The organism is Gemmata sp. (assembly GCF_051859125.1).
GTDB lineage: Bacteria > Planctomycetota > Planctomycetia > Gemmatales > Gemmataceae > Gemmata.
Genome location: NZ_JBHYGG010000112.1, coordinates 82,131 through 100,744 on the forward strand (window position 1 = coordinate 82,131; position 18,614 = coordinate 100,744).

The following is an 18,614-nucleotide window of genomic DNA, read 5'->3' on the forward strand; positions in this document are numbered from 1 at the left end:
GCGTCGCCAGGTACTCAATGCACCGCTGGACTACGCTCTCCTCCGTCGAACAGGCGCGGGTCGTCTCGGGACACGCGGCGAGGGGTTCGACCCTGGCCCGCGGTTTCCACTCGCCCGTCTGGCTGGTGGTGTTCAGCAGGTTCCGCACCTCCTGGGGGAGCGGCGGGTGGGGCGTCGGGTTCTCGCCATCCATCGGGCACCTCTATGATTCTGGCGAGCCGGTGCGGCCGGGACCGCGTCGCCTCGCCCTTGCGGACAATGGTCCCGGGCACCTTGAGCATCCGGGACGGGGTGTAGGTGTCGGCGTCGATCGACACGCCGTAGCAGGTGAAGCGGTCGCTGAGGGCGCGGAGCGTCTCCGCGATCGGGTCCGCCAGCGTCCCCCAGGCGGCGGTGGGGAGCGGGGCGCTGTAGCGGTACACGAGGTGGACGCCGTTCCCGCTGCACATCACGACCGGCTCGGCGAACCCGAGCGCGCGGAGGAACGGCCGGACGTACCGGTCGGCGGTCCGCTTCGCGAAGGCCAGTTCCCGCGCCGTGGTCGGACACTTCTGGTCGTCGCTGGCCGGGTCGTCGAGGTGGAGGCGGCGCGGGTCCATGTCCACCATGAGGTAGCGGCGTTCGAGCACATCCTCGTCGTGGGTGAGCCGGAACCCCTTCGGCACGTTCAGCACCACGTTCATCCGCTTCGCCGCGACCGCGGGGTGGACCGGGTTCGGGACGAAGTACACGCCGGCGGCCTGGCGGGTGAGCGCGAGCGCGTTGCGCGCCATGTCGAGCAGGTGCGCGCCGTCGAACCAGCCGCTGAACGTGCGGCCCGGCCCGCCCACGCTGAGGGCGCGGAGCTCGGTCACCTGCTCGGGGTGGACGAACCGGGCCAGGTCCGCGGCGACGGCTGCGGCGTTCATGGTGCGGTCCCCGCGAACGAAGGCGGGAAGCAGTCGTTCCGGTTGGCCACGGCCTGGCGGACCGCCCCCTTGACCGCGCGGGCGAAGTCGTTGCGGCGGCCGATGATTCGCGACGCGCGGTACGGCTTGGTCCGGGCGAGTGCGGGGTTCGGCAAGATCATGGCGGCGACCGCGAGGAACCCGCTGCGGTTGCTGGCGTCGAGCGTGACCCGCAGTGCCCAGCCGTTCCGCAGGTTGTCGAGGACGACGAGCAGGTTCGGCAGCGGGGTCCGCTCGTACAGCGGGGCCACGTCCTTCGGCACGTCCGCGACCTTCCAGTCCTTCAGGGTCACGGTCACACTGCCGATGAACCCGCGGTCGAAGTCGCTCGCCTTCCCGATCCGCTGCGTCGTGGTGACGTGACCGAAGCTGTGCCACCCCCAGTGCGTCCCCCACCGGTCGAACAGGGTCGTCGCCCGCCGCTCGGGCCGGCACGCCCCGCAGTCGCACGAGTCGGTGTAGAGGTGCGTGCGGACCGGGGCGTGCCGCGCCGCTTCCACCTGGAGCCGGACGAAGTCGGCCCACGCCTCGAGCTCGGGCAGGCCGGCGTCCTGGAGCCAGTCCGCGGCGACGAGCCGGGGCGTGTCGTCGCGCGGCGCGAACCGCATTGAGGCGACGAAGCCGGCCCACTCGGGGGATGCAAGGGGCGAGTCGGTGTTCACAGTGGGCACCCTCCCTCAACGGCGGTCGCCTGATTCCACCACGGGCCGCGCTCCTCGGTTACCTTCTTGGCCATCAGGTCGGCCAGCCCCTGCGTACTGTCGTCGCTCACAATCACGTGCCGCTCGGCGTGGTCCGGGTGCCGCGCGACGAACGTCAGCCGCATGCCGGGCTTGAACAACTTCGCGAGTTCGCCGAGGGCGTCGGCGGCCGCGAGGTGAACGTGGGCCAGGTGGTCACGGTCCAGGTGGGCGAGGGCCGCACGCGCTGCGATGTTGGCATCGCTCATTCGATCACCTCTCGGAGTTTCTGGAGCACGTCGGCTAGGGCCGCGAACGCGATGGACATGTCGCGACAGCGGTAGTTGGGCGGCGCGTACGATGTCGTCGTCACCTGCTTCAGCGGCCGCAACTGTGCGAACACGAGCGGCGGGAGTTGACTCGGCCACGCCGGCTTGTGCTGGCCCCTGCGGAACGTTGACCAGACCGCCCGCTTGATCCCCGGCGTGACCCTCGGGTGGTGACCGCGGCGGGCCGCCCACCGGTACGCGAACGCCAGCCCGTGCCGCCGCTGCTCATCGAGCCAGTCGGCGTAGGCGAGTTTGTGCAGCGCCTCCGCCGGCTCCTCTTCGATCTTCGCCAGGAATGCCCGGTCGCTCATGTCGGCCCTCCCTTCGTCGTCATGCCCAGCGTCGGTAGCCCGGTGAACATCCCGATGTCTACCATTGCCACCCCGTACCCATCCTCGCCGGGCCGGCCGACGAACCCGGCGACATCCCAGCCTTCCCGGTACGGCACGGTTACCGCCCCGATGTTGGTCAGGAGGGACTCCAGTTCCCCCGGGGTCGTGTCCTTGAAGAGTGCGTGCATGGCGGGGCTGACGTACAGGCACCCGCCGTAGACGATGGCGTGCTTCGCCCCGGCCATCCACTGCCGCACCTTGACCGACAGCCCGCGAAATGACTGGTCGCTCATGCTGCCCCTCCCCGTGCGAACCGCTCGCGCAGCATCTCCGCGAGGATCTGTGCGTGGCACACCACCTCGGAGCCGTCGCCCGCGGCCGCGCTCACGCACCAGCACCCGAGCGGCTTGGCCCCGCGGCCCGTCTCCTCCCACAGCGCGGCCAGGTCGGCGTCGAGTGTCGGGCGGGCCAGGAGCCACTTGCGGTAGCGCTCCAGGCAGGTGCCGATCGGGTCACCGGGCTTGGGCCGGAACGGGTTGCCGAGCGCGTGGCCCTTCCAGCCCGCGAACGGGCGGCCGCAGTACACGACGCCGGCGCGGTCGGCCGGCTTGTTCATGCCCTTCACGTTGACTACGCGAATCACTTGCTCGCCTCGGTTGAGTTGGTCACGATCTCGGTGTTGAACACGTGAATGCAGCGGTGGCATTCATTGAGCGACGACGGGGCGACCAGCAGGTCCGGCGCAAGCACTTGGCCACCGCGGTCGTCGAGGCTCCACACCCCGCACAGCGACTTGCCGCCGCGGAAGATGTGGAAGGTGCGGGTGAGGCGCGGGCAGCACCACCGGCACACGCGCGGTTCGGTCTTGGCTTCGGCTGGCATCGGTTGTCCTCGGTTCACAGTTCGAATCACGGTCACCGCTTCGTGTTGCCGACGGTGGTGAACCCCTTCCCGCGGCAGCGCTGGCACTTGGTAGAGTGCCGCGACTTCTTCGTCAGGTCGAACCCCTTGCCCTTGCAGTTCGCGCAGTACGCCCGGTTCGGTTCGGGAACGCGAAACCCGGCGGTCATGATCCCGCTGCTGTTGCTCAGGAACCCCATCACGCACCCCCTGTTCGGTTGACCAACAGCACCTCCGGCGCGGCCACTAGACCGTGACGTGCCACGAACTGACGGCACCAAGTCGGCGAGACACCAGTGTGAGCACCAACTTTCCGCCAACTGAGTCCACTCGCCCTAAGCCTTCTGATTTCCGCTTCGACCTCCGGCGAGAACCGCCGCTTGCGGTCCTTGTAACTGCCAACCTTGTGCGCGTGCTTGGCGTTGCCAGAACGGGTGACCGCCTCAAGGTTCTTCGGATGGTTGTTGCCCCTGACCGCATCGAGATGGTTGATGTCCATGCCGTCGGGAATCATGCCGTTGTGGTGCGTCCACACGAGGCGGTGCGCGGAAACGCAGTATTGCTGGTACTGCTCGGTGACCTTTACGCGGCGGTAGCCTCCAGTGCCGATCGGGTCAACACGCCGCCGAGCGACTGGCCTTGCTCCCCATCTGGTCATGACCGCACAGCGCCAGACCGTGCCGTCCGACTCGATCACCAAGATCCCGCGTTCCACCCAGGAAAGAACCACCTGCATCGAGTCTCGTAACTCGATGGATGCACAGTCTTGGAGCGGAAGCGTTTTGGTTCGCCCCTTCATTGCCCCTTCTCCTCGATGTCCTTGGAAACAATGAGGACCTCAGGTGCGGTCTCGTTCGTCTGCTTCTTCCCTCCGGCACAGTCGATCCATTCCCAGCGGGCGGCTGGATAAAGCTCCTCAATCAAGGGGTGCCTATAAAAGCGGCACACAACCCGGCACTTCTTGAAGGCGGTGAGTTCGCGGCTGAGCTTCCGCTGGCTCGCCTCGTCGAACTTGTGCTTGTAGTCGTCGCCCGGTCCCGGGAACGGCGGATCGAGGTACACACCGTGGCCCGCCTGGTCACACACCCGCCCCAAGAACGCGAACACGTCGAGCTTGATGAACGTGCAGCGACGCATCACCTCCGACCATTGGGCGAGAGACTCGGTCGCGTTGCGGAACCGGATCGCCGAGTCGCCGCCGTTCGCGGTCCACCGCGTCGACATGCCGGCCTTGAACTCGGTCGCGGTGCCGGCGGTCCCGTTGCGGGCCATCCACGCGCAGACGAAGTAGTTCACCGCCCACTCGAGGCAGGGCGGGTGGACGCCTTGCTCCTCGTACCACCGGCACCGGAGTTGGGCACTGGCCAGAACGTCCGGGTGGACCGGCAGGCCGTCGAGTTGATCGACGAGCCGCGGCCGCAGGTCCGGGTCCGCGACGACCGCGGCGAGGTTCAGGACGTGCGCGTGCAGGTCGCTCACGAGGAGCGTGCGGGCGGTGATGTGGAGCAACTCCGACATCCCGCCGGCGAACGGCACGCCCACCCAGGTGCAGTCGGTGAGCAACTCGCCGACCTTGTGCGCGAGGCTGCGGTTGGAACCGAACCACGGGGCCAGTGCGTTGACGGTTCTCATGCGATGTTCTCCCTCACCAGTTCGTCGGGCACCTCGAACAACCCTCGCTCGCCGCGGTACGGGATCGGATTCGCGAACCGCACCGGGTTCTCGCACAGGAACGCCCACCGCCGCGGGTCGAAGTTCCCGAACGCCCGCTCGGTCTCGGTCACGTACAGGACCCCGTCCGGGGTCAGGTGGTACGGGCCGTCGTGGTACCCCAACTCGTCGGCCACGTCGTCGGTGTGGACCACGTTCACCACGTCCACCCGCCCGACGATCGCGCCGAACGGCAGCCCCCACCCCCGCTTGGCCGCCGCCTCGGTCGCCTCGAACACGATCCCGGATCGCTCCAAGGCGGCGCGGAACGGTTGTCCGGCCGCAATGAACGCGAGGTCCCCGTCCCACTTCTTCGCTGCGTGAATCAGGAGCGGGCCACGGTATCTCAGGGGCCAGCCGCGGGTCTCGACGCACTTCGCGCCGGACACCATCAGGGACGCCCACGGTTGGTGCAGGCTGAGGCACTTCACGCGACGTCCTCCAGCATGGCCAGGATGAGCGCCTTCGCCTGGTTCACCTCGACCGCGTTCCCGACCTGCTTCACCTGCTCGCTGCGGTTGCCGGTGATCTTGTAGTCCTTCGGGAACCCCATCGCGGCCGCGAGTTCGTGCGGCTGGAGCATGCGGAACCGGATGTCGAGGCGGCACCGGTCCGGCTCCACGAGGGCGTGCCGGTCCTTGGTGGTGACGGTCCGGAGCGGGTCGGCCACGGCGTCGGCCAGGCCGTTGGCGTAGAACGGGACGAGGAACGGCTCGCACAGCCCGACGCCCCGCGAGGTGGTGGTGACGGTCGGGATGGGCGAACTCACCGACCGCGGCCCGTTGCTCGACATCTGCGGGACGATGAACGGTTGCACGAGCCCGTGCGTCGAGCCGCCGGCGACGACCGTCGGGAACGGCTTGTCGACGTCGTGGCACCGCGGGCTCTGGCCCTCCCGCTCGCCGTAGTTGGTCGGGACGATGAACGGCGAGACCAGCGCCTGCTCGCCCCGGTTCGCCCCCGTGACGCACGGCAGCGGCTCGGCCGGGTCGTACACGCGATCGCTACCGTGGTGCGTGGTGTGCATCACGAACGGCTCGACGATGCCGAACGACCCGCCGCCGGCGTGGATGGTCCCGATCGGTTGTTCGACACTCTTCACCCGGCAGTTGTCGTCGCCGCTGTTGCACATCCGGGCGATGAACGGCTGAACCAACTGACCGCCGCCGCGGCCGGCCGTGATCGTCTGCATCGGCTGGCCGACCCCGCGCGGCGCGTTGCCGCGGTGGATGCCCTCGGGCGGGAGGACGAACGGCTCGCACAGGGCGAAGTCGGACGAGGTTGCCGTGACCGTGGAGATCGGTTCGCCGACCCCGACCGGGGCGTTCCTCGTCCGGTTCAGCAACAGCAGGAACGGCTCCGCGTTCGCGCCGCCGAACTTCCTCAGCCCCGCCTCGATCCGCTTCAGCGTGTTGTCGCTCAGCGGCCGCTTCCGGGTGAAGATGCTCTCCCCGGGCAGCGACCAGTCGATGATCTCCCGGGCCGCCCGCCACCGCGGCAGCGACGCGAACAACCCGGCCGTCGGGTCCGGCTCGTGGCTCCGCTCGGGCCACCGGATCGGCAACCGCCCCTTCGCCGCCTGGATGAACAGCCGACGCCGCGTGGTCGCCCCGCCGTAGTCCGCGGCGTTCAGCACCCGCCACTCGACGCGGTAGCCCATCGCCTTGAACGTGTCGATGAACGCGCCGAACAACTTCCCCCGGCCCGCCTTGGTCGGCCGCCCCTTGGCGTCGAGCGGCCCCCACGTCTGGAACTCGGGGACGTTCTCGATCAGCACCCGCTTCACGTCGAGGGCCGCGCACCACCGGTGGACGCAGTACGCCGACGCCCGCGACTGGTCGTTGACAGGCTTGCCGCCGCGGGCAACCGAGTGGTGGGTGCACTCCGGTGACGCCACCAGCAGATCGAGCTTCCCGCCCGGCACCGCCTTCTTCGGGTCCAGGTCGGCCAGGCTCTGGCAGAAGTGGAACGCCTTCGGGTGGTTCGCCGCGTGCGTCTCGACGGCCCGGTCCCAGTGGTTCACGGCGGTGAGGTTTACGGCCCGGCCGAGCCGCGCCGCCGCCATCCCCAGACCCGTCGAGGTGCCGCCCGCTCCGCAGAACAGGTCGGCCACGTTGATCCGCTTCGCAACCATCTCTGACTCACTTCCAGATTGACCGCCAGGTGTACGCCACAACGACACATGCCACCACCACTGCCGCCGCGCCCGCCGCTCGCACCCTCTGGCCCACCGGGTCGGGCGGGCCATGTCGCCGCAATCCGTCGCGGATGAACTGCTGCTTCTGCACGTCCCACAGCCGCTCCGCGAGCCACTTCACCGGGTCCATCAGTTGGCCCTCGCCGAACGCAGGTACTCCTCGATTTCCATCTGCGACCGCGTCACGGCCCCGGGCGCGACGTGCTCCCACACCTCGCTCCACGCAATCCCGTACCCCGACCCGCCGCCCTCGACGATCTCCCGCACTACCCGCTGCTTCAGAGCCGCCCGGTCGCACCCGTCCTTCCGGACCGTGGCCGACAACTCGGCGTCCGTCTCGATGGCCAGGGCCGCGTTCCACGTCGCCTGGTTCGCGAAGCCGCCCGTGTCGCCGGGCCGGTCGTTCCGGCCCTCGCGCAGTTCCACAACGGCCACTTCGATCCCGGTGCCGAACTCCTTGAACAGGTCCCCGTCGAGCCGCTCCACCGTGGCCCACTCGCACCCGTGCAGGTTCAGCCGCTGCTCCCGCACGTCGTCCACGAGCGTCGTCGGCGCGACCGACAGCAGCACCCCGCCCGGCGCGAGCAGCGTCCACGCGTGTTCGATGTGCCGCGGGCACTGCTTGCCCTTGAACGGCGGGTTCATGACGATGCGGTCGTACCGGGCTCCGCTGTGGGCCAGGAAGTCGGTCCCGACGACGGTTCCGCCCGCGGATTCGATCCTCGGGTGCATCGCCGCTTCGACCTCGCACGCCGCCACGCTCACCGCCCCGGCCGCACGGAGAGCGTGAACGATTCGCCCGTCGCCGGCACTCGGCTCCAGGCACGTCGTGTACTCCGACACGTCGGCCCACTCGACGAGCTTCGCGACGAGGGCCAGGGGCGTGTAGAACGCCTGCCGACGCTTGCGCGCGGCCTTCGCGTCGAGCACCTCGTTCACGGGTTGGAACCTGGCGGCGGCGGTCATCACTTCACCTTCGGGGTTGCTGGTGCCTGCGCCGTCTTGCCGGCCCGGTCGAGGTGCCGGCCCATCGTCAACCACTCGAAGAAGTCCCACACCCGCTGGAGTTCGTCCGCGTCGAGGACGTGCGTTTGGATCGTCGCGCCGCCCTTCTTTGCGAACTTCCCGTTGATGTCGAGGGTCACGAGGTGCGAGCCCTGCGACTTCGCCTTCTCCCTCATCTCCGCGGGGTATCCGACTGTGCTCACCGGCATCACGTCACCTTGGGTTTGCGGAACGATTTCTCGGCCTGCTCCTTCACGAACCTCTCCAAGATCCGGAACGTCGTCACCTCGGCGAAGTCGCGGCCCGGTGCGAAAAACCAATGCACCCGAGTGAACCGCTGCTGCCACGCCAGCACGCTCCGGTACACGCTCTTCGGGCTCAGCCGCGAGTGCACCGGCGGCCGCAGGAAGATGTCCGACCACTCCCGCTCCACCACCACCGCGGCGAACGTGTACTCGCTCAGCCGCTCGAGCTCGCGCAGGAACCGCGCCCGCCCCTGGCCGAGCGTGTGGAACAGGTCGTTGATGGACTTCCGCTCCACCGCCACCGCCGTCGCGTACCCGTCGAGCGAGTAGTCCCCGCTCGCGAGGGCCACCCGCTCGGTGCGGACCCGCCACGCCCCGCCGCCGTGCTCCTGGTCCGCCGGCACGTCCGCGAACGCGTAGGGCGTGCGCCACTGCCCGTCGAGCGTCTCCAGGTCGGCGGTGATCCCGTCGAACACGAACGGCAGTTGCTCGCGCGTGTCGCACAGGACCGTGACCGGGAACTCGGGGTTGGGCTGCTTGCGGGGCATGGTCGGGTCCGCACCGTGGGTGTCGATCGGGGCTGCGACGCGACGCGTGGTCAGATCGACGCCATCGCCTCGGTGTGCAGGTCGTTGCGGGCCTCGGCCTGCTGCTTCGCCGCCTTGTCGATCTGGTACGGCATCCACGTGCAGTACGCGCCGACCGAGGGCGGCACGTCGCCCGGCTGGACGAGCGTCACGCTGGTGGGCGGGTGCGACATCGGCACGCCGTTGCGGTGGAAGACGCCGAGGTTGACGCACCGGTCGCCCCACACCGCCGCGACGACCGCGGCAAGGGGCTGGTCCTGGACGAGTCGGTCGGCCGGGTAGAACAGCACGACGCGGCCGACGGTGGGCTTGATGACAGTGCTCATTGCGAAAAACTCCTCAGAGCGCGCAGGGGGACACGGGGCCGGGCGAACGTCACCCGGCCTTGGGTACACTCACTTCAATCGCGTCACGCGGTCAGTCGCAGCCGGACGCGGCCGCTCAGGGCTTGCCGAAGAACAAGCGGACCTTGGAGTCCGCCAACTCCTTCTTCAACTCGTCGGCCAGGAAGGAGAGCGCGTTCTCGGCCGCGACCTCGAGTTGCCCCGGCAGCGGGAGCAGCCGGAAGCACCCGTTCGTCGGGTCCGGCTCCAGCGCGCACTCGACCCGGCACCACACCGAGCGGAACGACGGGTTCGCGTAGGCCGGGAACTCGAACGTCACGTACTCGGGGATCGCCTTGAGCCCGGTCACCTCGCCGGTGATCTCCTTCCCGAGGCTCGCCTTCCCGTGGCCCACCTCGCCCTGCGTCGTCGCGGTCGCCCGGAAGTTCACCTTGCGGAGCGACTCCACGAGGTCGCCGCACAGCGCCAGGGAGTCGCGGAACGTGGTCCGCAGGTCGCGGATCAAGTCCATCTGGGTCATGGCCGGCTTCTGCGCCTTCAGGTCGGCCAGCCGCTTGTACTGGTCCGACGCGACGAGCGCGAGCTTCACCGTCCCGGGGTGGTCCTTGCCGACGACGGCGACGATCTCGGTCGGGGAGTACCACACCTCGGCGTCCGGCGCGTACTCAATCGCCTTGTCGGTGACCGCCTGGAGCGACAGCGCGGTGTGCTGCTCGGGCTTCTCGTCGGCCGTCACCTTCTCCAGTTCGCCGTTGTTGCGGCGGATGAAGTAGACGTGGTGCGGCTCGCGGCTGGTCTCGACGATGCTCGACGCCGACGAGCGGCCGAGTTCGTTCATGTACTGCAAGGCTTCCTTCAACATGGGCTGTGGTCCTTTGCGTTCGGGGTTAGTTGGTCCTTGTCCACACGCAGGTACAACGTCGCGTGTTCGGCCGGCAGCGACACGCCGCTCTTCTGGGCCGCCTCGCGGAACTGCCCCCGCGTCACGGTGGCCCCTGCCGCCTGCAACTTCTGCAAGGTGCCGCAGCGGGACCGGAGAACGAGCTTGTAGGTGTGACCGCACACCATGTAGCCGATCCCCTGTACGTCCACCGTGTTGTTCACCATCAGTACGCCGCACAACTTGCCGGGCCGCAGGGTCGGGCACAGTTGGATGACCCACGCCTTCGTCACCGGCCGCTCGTCATCTTCGTACCGGCCGCGCCACGCAATCATCACGTCGATTGCGACGTCGAGTCTCGCGATCGCGATCTGGCGGCGGTACTCGTGGGCGTCCATCTCGATTCCTCAACGTGGGCCAGGGAGAGTGTCCCCGGCCCGGGGTTACTGCTCGCGCCGCGTCACTCCTCGATGCCGCTGAGTGCCGGCTGGTCCGGGTTCTCCGGTGCCACCGGGCTGAACTGCATCTCGGGCTGGCCCCGGTCGTTCATCGTCAACTCGCCGATGGTCGGGTCGGTCAGGTACGGCGGTAGGCTCGTCTTCGCCTTGGCCGTCGCGCTCACCGAGTCGCCGAGCTTGCGGAGCTCGAGTTCGATGGTCACCTTCCGCGGCTTCTTGTCCGCGCCCCGGTCCTCGGTGTCGCGGAGCGCGGCCCGCAGCGCCGCGTTGATGATCGCCTCGGCCTGGCCGCCGGCGAGTTGGCCCACGGTCGCCAGCGTGAGTGTGCGCTGGTGGGCCTTCGGTCTCGTTCGTCGCTCGCTCATGGGTCCGGTTCCTCACAGTGGTTAATGGTTCGATCCACACCCGCCGTCCCGCTCCTTCAACAACGCACCGAGCACGAGTTCCGCCACGTCCTTCCGCATGCCGGCCGCGAGTCGCACCTCGCTCCGCATCCCGTGGTAGAGTTGCCGCGAACCCACCCAGTAGGACGTCTCATCGTCCTCGTCGTCGTCCTTGTAGATCGCCAGTCGCTCCGGGCCGCGGGTCGCGAACGACTGCAACATCTCCTTGAGCCGGTCCATCACAGTCCCTCACGAAGTAGTTCACCCAGGAACGTCCGCCGCCGGGTCAACGCGACCCGCTTCACCTGCTTCTCGAACGCCCCCTTCGGCCCGATCAACAGGCACGCCGACCGCGCCCGCGAGATCGCCGTGTACCAGTAGTTCATGTCGCAGATCGAACTCGCCTCCGGGTCCACCATGCAAATGACACATGGCCACTCACTGCCCTGCGAGTTCCACCACGGGAACCCGTTCTGAAGGAACCGGTGCCCGTCCGGAACCTCGACGCACATCGACTCGCATTGGACCGGTTCGATGGACACGATCGGGTCTTCGAACCAGTCGAGCCGTTCGTGCCACCCGGCAGCCCGTGCGGTCTCACGGCTCACCGTCCCACGTGTCCGGGCGTTCTGAACCGTTCGCTGCGAGCACGCCGCCCTCAATCCGTCGGCCTGCACCCGCGACACCGGGAGCGTGAACTTCGTTTCGGTTTCTCGGCACGCAACCAGCCGCCGCCGTTTGAACTCGCTGACGAACCCGACCGCCCGGCCGAACTGGGCCGCGGACCGGCCGTAGATGTACAGCGGCTTGTACCGCTTGGTGGTGCCCGTCCGATTCGCGGTGCTGATGACGCCGAGCCGGAGGAGCATCACCTGCACCGTGTCGAGAAGGGCCGGGTGAACCGTCCCCCACTCGATGTGGTCGCAGAGACCGTCCGAATCGATGTTGACCGTGCCGTCCTCGAACAGCCCGCGCAGGAACGCCGCGTGCATCACCGAATCAGAACGCAGAACACTCTCAGGGACCGCCTTGGCGTTCGGGCTCATCCCGCCGACCAAACGGAGCCAGTCGGCCAGGTAGGTGGACCGCACTTCGAACCCCGTCGCTCCGTTGAGCTTCACCGGGTGGGTGCTGCACCCGAACAGCGTCCGGCACAGTTCCCCGAACCGTTCCGCAACGTCGCGGTGCCGCTTCAGCAGCCGGAACCCGTGGTCGAACACCGTTCCGTCCGCGACCATCAGCCCGAAGAACTCCGCAACGTCAGCGTCCACCGACTGTGGCGTTCGGAACCGTGTGGCCCGCGGGTCGCACTCTTGCAGGACCGGCAGCATGGCCGGCCGCGTCGGTTCGACCGTCGTCCCGAGCCGCACCCGGAGCCAGTCGCCCTGGCGAAGTTGCCCCGCGAAGCACATCGAGTAGTCGTCGCCGGTCCAGCGTTCGACGCGGTGGTCCGGGGTGACGGTGACCGTGTACCCGTGCTTCGTCGTGACCCGTAGCGCCGGCCCAACGGGATTGACGACCTTGTTCGTGTACACCTTCCCGCCGTCGGGCGTGGCAATGAACCCGTCACCGGCCACGAGCTTGATCGGGAGCAACCCGTCCTCGGTCTCGACGAGCGTGTCGGGGTGAACGCACCGGTGAGCGGTGATCCCCCAGGCGTGGTCAAAGTCCCCTCCCGCGCCCGCCGCCGCGGCCTTCTTGTCCTCGTCGTCGCTCTCCCGCACCCGGGTGTGCGAGAACCGCACGAGCGGCACGTTCACCCCGCCGAACCGCGCGACCGTCGCGTCCCTCGACACCGCGACCACCCGCCCGACCTCGCCGTTCGCGACGTACCACTCGGCCTCGTTCCCGCGGCGGTCCCCGGCCACGGTCTGGTAGTTCGCCGCGTCGAGCGCCATGTCCGGGTGCCCGTACCGGTCCGCGAGCGGCACCACGCACTTCAGCCGGGTGTTCGTCGTGCAGATCACCTTGTCCCCGACCCGGAACGGGTTCCCCGGCGCGCCCTTGCCGTCCGGGTTGAACACCGGCCCGAACCGCCCGTTCACCCTGGCCCGCGACACCGCCGACGCGCTCTTCTCGCCCCCGTTCAGCGGGGTGATGATCTGCGTCTCCCAGATCGGGTCGAACCGCGACATCTGCCCCACCACGTCGGCCAGCACGTCGAGGGCCTCGGCCGCCGGGCAGTCGATGATCCGCAGGTTCCGCGGGCACGGGGCCGCCAGGTCGAACCGCTCGTCGAACCGCACCGGCGTGCCGGCCTTGATCGCCGCACACGCCTCGACGATGGAGCCCGCGTTCCGGTGGATCTCCGTCAACTTCCCCTGCGGCACCCCGCCGGCTAGCAGGTCCCGGAGCGGCGCACCGTGGCCGACCGGCGGGAGTTGCCATTCATCGCCCACAAACAGCACGCACCCGCCGTCCGGGACCGCGTCGAGCGTGTCGGCCAGGAGCGACGCATCATCCATGCTGCTCTCGTCGATCACGAGCGCCGTCACGTCGAGCGGGTTGTCCCGGTTCCGCTCGAACCCCCACCCGTCCCCGTCGTGGCCGTTCCGCCCGATCTCCAACAACTGGTGCTGGGTCCGCGCGACCACCTCCAGCCCCCTGGCCCGCAGCGACTCGCCGGCCCGCACCGCCGCCTTCCCGGTCGGGGCCGCCACCGCGACCGCGTCCGGCCCGTGCTCCGCGATGAACGCCTTGAGCAGGAACGACAGGGCGTAGGTCTTCCCCGTCCCGGGGCCGCCCACGAAGCACCCGACCGCCCCGGCCGTGGCCTTCTTCAGTTCCGCGACCTGGTGCGCGGTCGGCAGCCCGTCCCCCTCGGCGGCACTCGCCGGGATCTCGGTGGGCCAGGCCGCCGGGAACCGCGACAGCCGCCGCACGTTGTCCGCAATCCGCATCTCCGCGTCGGCCCGCTCCCGGAGCGCGACGAACCGCTTCCCGTCCAACCGGCGGACCCGGACCCACTGCCCCCGACGCAGCAGGATGAGTGCGCGCCACGGGTCCGCGCCGGGGACCGCCCGCGTCACGTCCGCCGCCACGGCGTCGGCGTCGAGCCACGTCGAGCCCGAGTGGTCCCGCTTGATGATGTTCACCGCGCACATCGCCTGCCGCTTCAGCGCGCCGGGCCGCCCGCCCGTTTCGAGGTACAGCTTGTCGACCCGCTTGAAGCTGCACCCCGGCATCCGCCGCACGAGCAGCGCGAACGGGTTCCGGCGGATCAGTTCCGGGGCGCGGACGCCCCACGAGCCGATGCACGCGTCGATCAGGTGCCCCGGGAACCCGCGGCCGGCGAACATGCCGTGGAGTTCCACCCGGGTCCGCTCGGCGCCCGCGTACACCTCGAGGTCGCGGGCCGCCTCCTCGGCCGCGTCGAGGGCCATCAGCCCGGTGTCTGCCACGGTCCGGGGCTCCCTGCGGAGCGTCGCGACGGCGTCCGACCCGAACTTGTCGAACAGCCGCTCCGCGGTCACCTTGCCGACGTTGCGGCACGTCGAGGCGAGGTAGTGGACCACGGCCCCGCGCGTCATCGGCGTGTCGCGGATCACCGTGAGAAAGTGGAAGTCGCACCCACGCCGGCCGTCCTTCCAGGTGCCGTAGAAGCGGTACAGTTGCCCGCGGACGAACTGGTCGGTCGGGGCCGGGCCGATCACGCTCGCCCCGTCCGTCAGCCGCAGGATCACCTTCGGCGCGTCGTCGTCCGCCCACAGCACCTTGTCGAGCATGCCGACGTGCTCGCGGCGGGTGCGGTCCTTCGGGATGTAGACGCTCGCCATGATGCCGCTCCGATGTCCTGACATGCCGACACGTACCTGCTGTTGCTCGCAGCCCGCCCTGGCCAACAGTCACTTCCCGAGCGGCGGCAAGAATCCCTTCTCGCGAAGCGCGGCAATGACTGCCTGCACCTCAACCTCGCCGTCCGTGCGAAGCTTGCCGCGAGCGATGAACACACGACCCCGCGGCTTATCGGCTTCCGGGTGCTTGAGTGGCGTCGCGGTCAACACGGCCCGCTGCTGGTCGGGCGTTCGCATCTCGCCGGACGGTGCGAACAAGAGGTTCAGTTGGGACTTCTCCAGGCTCTCGACCGGGAGTTTGCGTTCGTCCAGCTTCTTCGTTTCGGGGTCTCGCTCAACAACCGTTACCCGCTCGCCTTCCGCTAATTTCTTCTGCTCGGCGGGGGGCAGGTTCGCGATGCGGTCCAGGAGCCGCGTGCGGGTGCCGAACTTCATCACGGCTTCCGGCGCTAGTTTGCCGCCCGCGATGTCTCGGACCCGGCGGTATGCGATGTCCTCCAGGTACGGCGTCATGTCTTCGCCGCGCCGTTCGAGTTCCCGCCACACCATCGCCGCGACGGTCAGGATCTTGGCCGAAAGGCGGCGGGACACGTCGAGGGCTTGGCGCAAGTCCTCGGTCGTCATCTGCTCGATCTGTCCCTGCTGCGGGAGCAAGGCTTCGATCGCGGCCGGATCGACGGTTGCTCTGTCAGGAGCCAGTTGCATCGCGTTTCTCCATCAGTTGAGAGAAGAAAATCAAGGCTTCGAACAGTTGTTGCTTTACACGTCTTCGCCTCATATATTCACGGTTATGCATTAACACTCGTCTGCGAAACTCTATATCGTTTGCTGATCGCTCCTTAATATATTCGTTGTTCCGCTCAATCCGTAACCGCCGATACTCCGGGTCGTTTTTCCACCGTTCTTTATAGTATCGACGAATCCGATCTCGATATCGCGAATCGTACCGGTAGCGATAATTCGCAATCTTCCGCTGCTTCTCCATGTACTCTTCATCGAGAGATTGCCGTGCTCTTTTTGCTGCACTCTTTAAATTCGCAGCCTTCTTGAAACATGCTTCTCCGCAGCGTTTCTTCTGACTGTTTGTGGTCGCGAACTTGCCTCCACACATGTCGCATATTGAGACGAATGGAACTTTCCTTTTCGACATACAGATTGTCTTCAACTGCTGCTTCCTCTTCGAAACGTAATCCTCGCCTTTGGTGTTCAGCCAGATTGCAAAGCCCTTCATTTGGCACGCTTTTGAACACCGTTTTTGGCGTCCGTCGCGAGGTACGAAAAATTCCTCACACACATCACACTGCAATTCATTCCTTGGTGGTTTTTTGGCTCCCATCGGTCGGCCTCTCAAGTGCACGATTGCGTCACCATAGTCACCACATCACGATCGTGGTCTTCAAGCCCCCTACCTTCTTGGAGACGACCTTGAACCCGTCGTCCTGGAGGTGCGGGACCGCCTCGTTCCGAGCGGCGAGCGGCACCGTGGCCCACGCCGCCGCGGGAAGGTCGGCCTCGCTCACCTCGCTCTTGCCCGCGTCGGTCGCCTTGTGGATCGCCGTGCGCCACAGCCCGAGCGCGAACTCGACCTTGTCCGTGCCGCCGGTCTTCGCCGCGTTGGTTCGCTCGCGGGCCATCTCTGCGTTCATGTTCGGTCCTCGTTCGTGGTTGGATGTCGCCAGTGATCCCGGTGGGAGTCGAACCCACTTGCCGCGTTCGTCGGGGAGGACTTCTGGCCTAAAAACTTGAGTCCCGCCGGGTCGCCCCGGTCTGTGAACTCGTTTGGTTGTGGCCTGCCGCCCCGATCTCCACCGCGCGGGTTGCTTGGAGCAGCTTGCGGGTCGCCGTACCCACCCCGGGATCGTGTGGCCGGGAGCTCGCGCCGCCGGCCGGGTCGCGTTACATGCCGCCGTGGTCGGTCCAATCCTGAACTTCGACCGGCAGCACCGGCTCGTCCGCCTTCGTCGCCCCGTTGGGCCAAGAGGGCTTCGTCAGCAGCAGGCACGGCTTGCCCTGCGCGTCCTTACCCAGCGTGTACAGGCTCCGCTCCGTGGCCCACCGCTTCACGTCGTCGAGGCAGGCGTTCGGCGAGAACCGGCACAATTCGTACGCCTGGCCGACGCTCCCGCCAGACCCGCAGCCCGAGGTGTTCACGGCCAGATCGACGCAGTACCACACGCCCTCGTAGGTGCCGTCCTTCTCGACCGTGGGCCAGATGCAGAACCGGCCGCACTTGCTGGCCCACGCGGTCGGCCGCCCCTGCTTGTCCGCGCCGTTGGTGATCCACTCCAGCCCGGGGACGTTTGCCACCGGAGCCGGTGCGACGACCGGCGGGCCACTGGGACCGTCCCCCGCGATGTCGAACTGGTCCTCGCACCACGCCCGCGCGGAATCCGGGAACGTGAACCGCACACTGAACTGGTGCCTGGCCGACCGCTGATCGACGCCCCGGAACATCCCCTCGGCCGTCTTCACCACCGCGAACCGCTTGCAGTGCGTGGACGTCTCGCCGCGGGAGTCGGGCGGGAGCCACACGAGCTTGCCCGCGGGCTTCGGCTGCTCGGCCGTCTTCTCCCGCTTGGGGCACGCCGGGTCTTGCGGGAACGTCAGGAAGTGGCTCTTCGAGGCGTGGGCTACCAGGTCGGCCAGGATTTCGCTCAGGCCGAGCGGCTTCTCCACCTCCACCGGTTTCCCGTCCGGTCCGGTGACCGCCAGGGGCATGAGACGCTTCGCCGTTGCGATCTCCAGGCTGGAAACGATGCGCTCGACCACCTGGCCCGCGATGTCGTACCCGCGGGCGAACCAACGGGTGATGGTCGCGCCGCCCGACCCGGGAACGATCGCCAGGACCGTGAGCGGGGTGGCGTGGGCGTCGTTGGCCAGGGTGATGACGTCGCCCACTGCGATCGGGGCCGGCACCTTTGGGCGCGCACCGGTAGCGCCCCGCTCCGTCTTGCAGGTCATCGCGTAGCCTCGTGAGTGTCGTGAATCGGAACTCAGAACCAGTGGGGCCGGCTGGACTCGAACCAGCAATATCCCTTTCGGGAACCGGGTGTACCGTCCGGCTTGCTCGCCTTCTGCTGCGCGACCCGTTGCCGTCCTCTCCGGCTGTCGCACCACTTCGCCGGGACTCTCCCCGGCCGCCGCAGGTGTCGCGTGTTGCCCGGTCGCGCTCGCGGGTCAGAGTTCCCCGCGCCCGACCTTCTTCTTCTCGGGCTTCGCCTCATCGCCCTTCTTCGCGTCGGCCGCCGCGGTCGCCCCCTTCTTCTCGGGCTCCTTGGCCTTCCCCAGCGTCTTCACCGCGTCCGGGTCGTTGGGCAGGTACACCCCGCCGAATGCCAGCCGCACCCACTTCTTGTTCTCGTCCTTCTGGTCCGGCTCGTGGATCACCTCGATGATGCACGGCGTGTCCAGGCAGTCCATGAAGTCGGTCTTGCCCTCGGCCTTCACGTACCCGGTCCCGTCCGGCTTCTTGAGCAGCAGTCCGAGCCGGTGCCCGAAGATCACGAGCCGGTCCTTCGACTTCACGTTGTCCGTGATGTAGATCGTGTCCGTCACCTCCGAGCCCGCGAACCCGCCCTCGGTGAGCTTGAACGTCATCTCCCAGCCCGGCGTCTGCTTCGCCTTGCTCTCGGTCCGCTTCGCCCCGAGCAGCGTCGCGCGGTACTTGCCGGGCGGGATCAGCCCGCCGTGCTTCATCCGCTCCTCGGCCGCCTTGGGGTCGTACTTCTCGAACTGCTCGAACTCGTCGCTCATGGGGTCGCTCCTCTGCGGGGTGTCGGTAACAGGGACAGTGCCGCTCTCACCCGGGCGGACTCACTCGGCC

26 protein-coding genes are annotated in these 18,614 nt (G+C 68.1%); all 26 read right to left on the reverse strand.

Features of this window, described 5'->3' with window-relative positions; genetic code table 11:
• Positions 1-14 precede the first annotated feature (14 nt).
• Positions 15-908, reverse strand: coding sequence for a hypothetical protein (locus ACTIGN_RS12030; RefSeq protein WP_439624098.1), 894 nt, complete (start codon positions 906-908; stop codon positions 15-17).
• Positions 905-1,618, reverse strand: a complete 714-nt coding sequence (locus ACTIGN_RS12035; protein ID WP_439624100.1) for a TIGR02996 domain-containing protein — start codon at positions 1,616-1,618, stop codon at positions 905-907. Before ACTIGN_RS12035 ends, ACTIGN_RS12030 begins: the two co-directional genes overlap by 4 nt.
• Entirely contained in the window at positions 1,606-1,896 is a 291-nt protein-coding gene (locus ACTIGN_RS12040) for a hypothetical protein (RefSeq protein WP_439624102.1), read from the reverse strand. Before ACTIGN_RS12040 ends, ACTIGN_RS12035 begins: the two co-directional genes overlap by 13 nt.
• The gene (locus ACTIGN_RS12045) at positions 1,893-2,267 is read right to left on the reverse strand and encodes a TIGR02996 domain-containing protein (RefSeq protein WP_439624104.1); all 375 of its coding nucleotides are present in this window, start codon (positions 2,265-2,267) and stop codon (positions 1,893-1,895) included. Before ACTIGN_RS12045 ends, ACTIGN_RS12040 begins: the two co-directional genes overlap by 4 nt.
• Complete coding sequence (locus tag ACTIGN_RS12050) at positions 2,264-2,581, reverse strand: hypothetical protein (protein WP_439624106.1); 318 nt, start codon at positions 2,579-2,581, stop codon at positions 2,264-2,266. Before ACTIGN_RS12050 ends, ACTIGN_RS12045 begins: the two co-directional genes overlap by 4 nt.
• Positions 2,578-2,931, reverse strand: a complete 354-nt coding sequence (locus tag ACTIGN_RS12055) for a DUF4326 domain-containing protein (protein WP_439624108.1) — start codon at positions 2,929-2,931, stop codon at positions 2,578-2,580. The genes ACTIGN_RS12050 and ACTIGN_RS12055 overlap by 4 nt, the downstream gene beginning before the upstream one ends.
• On the reverse strand, positions 2,928-3,170 hold the full coding sequence (locus ACTIGN_RS12060; RefSeq protein ID WP_439624110.1) for a hypothetical protein: 243 nt from the start codon (positions 3,168-3,170) through the stop codon (positions 2,928-2,930). Before ACTIGN_RS12060 ends, ACTIGN_RS12055 begins: the two co-directional genes overlap by 4 nt.
• Before the next feature lie 32 nt (positions 3,171-3,202).
• Positions 3,203-3,388 (reverse strand): hypothetical protein, encoded by a 186-nt coding sequence (locus ACTIGN_RS12065; RefSeq protein ID WP_439624111.1) that lies wholly within the window; start codon positions 3,386-3,388, stop codon positions 3,203-3,205.
• Positions 3,388-3,924, reverse strand: coding sequence for an HNH endonuclease (locus ACTIGN_RS12070; protein WP_439624113.1), 537 nt, complete (start codon positions 3,922-3,924; stop codon positions 3,388-3,390). The genes ACTIGN_RS12065 and ACTIGN_RS12070 overlap by 1 nt, the downstream gene beginning before the upstream one ends.
• 59 nt (positions 3,925-3,983) lie before the next feature.
• Positions 3,984-4,820 (reverse strand): hypothetical protein, encoded by an 837-nt coding sequence (locus ACTIGN_RS12075; protein ID WP_439624114.1) that lies wholly within the window; start codon positions 4,818-4,820, stop codon positions 3,984-3,986.
• Positions 4,817-5,329 carry an ASCH domain-containing protein gene (locus ACTIGN_RS12080; protein WP_439624116.1) on the reverse strand — a complete coding sequence of 171 codons (513 nt, stop codon included), beginning with the start codon at positions 5,327-5,329 and terminating at the stop codon, positions 4,817-4,819. The genes ACTIGN_RS12075 and ACTIGN_RS12080 overlap by 4 nt, the downstream gene beginning before the upstream one ends.
• On the reverse strand, positions 5,326-7,032 hold the full coding sequence (locus ACTIGN_RS12085) for a DNA cytosine methyltransferase (protein WP_439624118.1): 1,707 nt from the start codon (positions 7,030-7,032) through the stop codon (positions 5,326-5,328). Before ACTIGN_RS12085 ends, ACTIGN_RS12080 begins: the two co-directional genes overlap by 4 nt.
• A gap of 7 nt (positions 7,033-7,039) precedes the next feature.
• On the reverse strand, positions 7,040-7,225 hold the full coding sequence (locus tag ACTIGN_RS12090) for a hypothetical protein (protein WP_439624120.1): 186 nt from the start codon (positions 7,223-7,225) through the stop codon (positions 7,040-7,042).
• Positions 7,225-8,061, reverse strand: a complete 837-nt coding sequence (locus ACTIGN_RS12095; protein WP_439624121.1) for a hypothetical protein — start codon at positions 8,059-8,061, stop codon at positions 7,225-7,227. The genes ACTIGN_RS12090 and ACTIGN_RS12095 overlap by 1 nt, the downstream gene beginning before the upstream one ends.
• Positions 8,061-8,309 (reverse strand): hypothetical protein, encoded by a 249-nt coding sequence (locus tag ACTIGN_RS12100; RefSeq protein ID WP_439624123.1) that lies wholly within the window; start codon positions 8,307-8,309, stop codon positions 8,061-8,063. Before ACTIGN_RS12100 ends, ACTIGN_RS12095 begins: the two co-directional genes overlap by 1 nt.
• Positions 8,309-8,893 carry an ERCC4 domain-containing protein gene (locus ACTIGN_RS12105; protein WP_439624125.1) on the reverse strand — a complete coding sequence of 195 codons (585 nt, stop codon included), beginning with the start codon at positions 8,891-8,893 and terminating at the stop codon, positions 8,309-8,311. The genes ACTIGN_RS12100 and ACTIGN_RS12105 overlap by 1 nt, the downstream gene beginning before the upstream one ends.
• Positions 8,894-8,943: 50 nt before the next feature.
• Positions 8,944-9,258: a hypothetical protein gene (locus ACTIGN_RS12110; protein ID WP_439624127.1), complete on the reverse strand. Its 315-nt coding sequence runs from the start codon at positions 9,256-9,258 to the stop codon at positions 8,944-8,946.
• 115 nt (positions 9,259-9,373) lie between these two features.
• The gene (locus ACTIGN_RS12115) at positions 9,374-10,138 is read right to left on the reverse strand and encodes a hypothetical protein (protein WP_439624128.1); all 765 of its coding nucleotides are present in this window, start codon (positions 10,136-10,138) and stop codon (positions 9,374-9,376) included.
• Positions 10,132-10,554, reverse strand: coding sequence for a hypothetical protein (locus ACTIGN_RS12120; protein WP_439624130.1), 423 nt, complete (start codon positions 10,552-10,554; stop codon positions 10,132-10,134). Before ACTIGN_RS12120 ends, ACTIGN_RS12115 begins: the two co-directional genes overlap by 7 nt.
• Before the next feature lie 62 nt (positions 10,555-10,616).
• Complete coding sequence (locus ACTIGN_RS12125) at positions 10,617-10,979, reverse strand: hypothetical protein (RefSeq protein ID WP_439624132.1); 363 nt, start codon at positions 10,977-10,979, stop codon at positions 10,617-10,619.
• A 21-nt stretch (positions 10,980-11,000) separates the two neighbouring features.
• Positions 11,001-11,237 (reverse strand): hypothetical protein, encoded by a 237-nt coding sequence (locus tag ACTIGN_RS12130; protein ID WP_439624134.1) that lies wholly within the window; start codon positions 11,235-11,237, stop codon positions 11,001-11,003.
• The gene (locus ACTIGN_RS12135; protein ID WP_439624136.1) at positions 11,237-14,773 is read right to left on the reverse strand and encodes an AAA family ATPase; all 3,537 of its coding nucleotides are present in this window, start codon (positions 14,771-14,773) and stop codon (positions 11,237-11,239) included. The genes ACTIGN_RS12130 and ACTIGN_RS12135 overlap by 1 nt, the downstream gene beginning before the upstream one ends.
• Before the next feature lie 69 nt (positions 14,774-14,842).
• Entirely contained in the window at positions 14,843-15,496 is a 654-nt protein-coding gene (locus tag ACTIGN_RS12140; protein ID WP_439624138.1) for a hypothetical protein, read from the reverse strand.
• A 668-nt stretch (positions 15,497-16,164) separates the two neighbouring features.
• Entirely contained in the window at positions 16,165-16,437 is a 273-nt protein-coding gene (locus ACTIGN_RS12145) for a hypothetical protein (protein WP_439624140.1), read from the reverse strand.
• A gap of 250 nt (positions 16,438-16,687) precedes the next feature.
• Complete coding sequence (locus ACTIGN_RS12150) at positions 16,688-17,752, reverse strand: hypothetical protein (protein WP_439624142.1); 1,065 nt, start codon at positions 17,750-17,752, stop codon at positions 16,688-16,690.
• A gap of 216 nt (positions 17,753-17,968) precedes the next feature.
• The gene (locus ACTIGN_RS12155; RefSeq protein ID WP_439624144.1) at positions 17,969-18,544 is read right to left on the reverse strand and encodes a hypothetical protein; all 576 of its coding nucleotides are present in this window, start codon (positions 18,542-18,544) and stop codon (positions 17,969-17,971) included.
• Positions 18,545-18,614 lie beyond the last annotated feature (70 nt).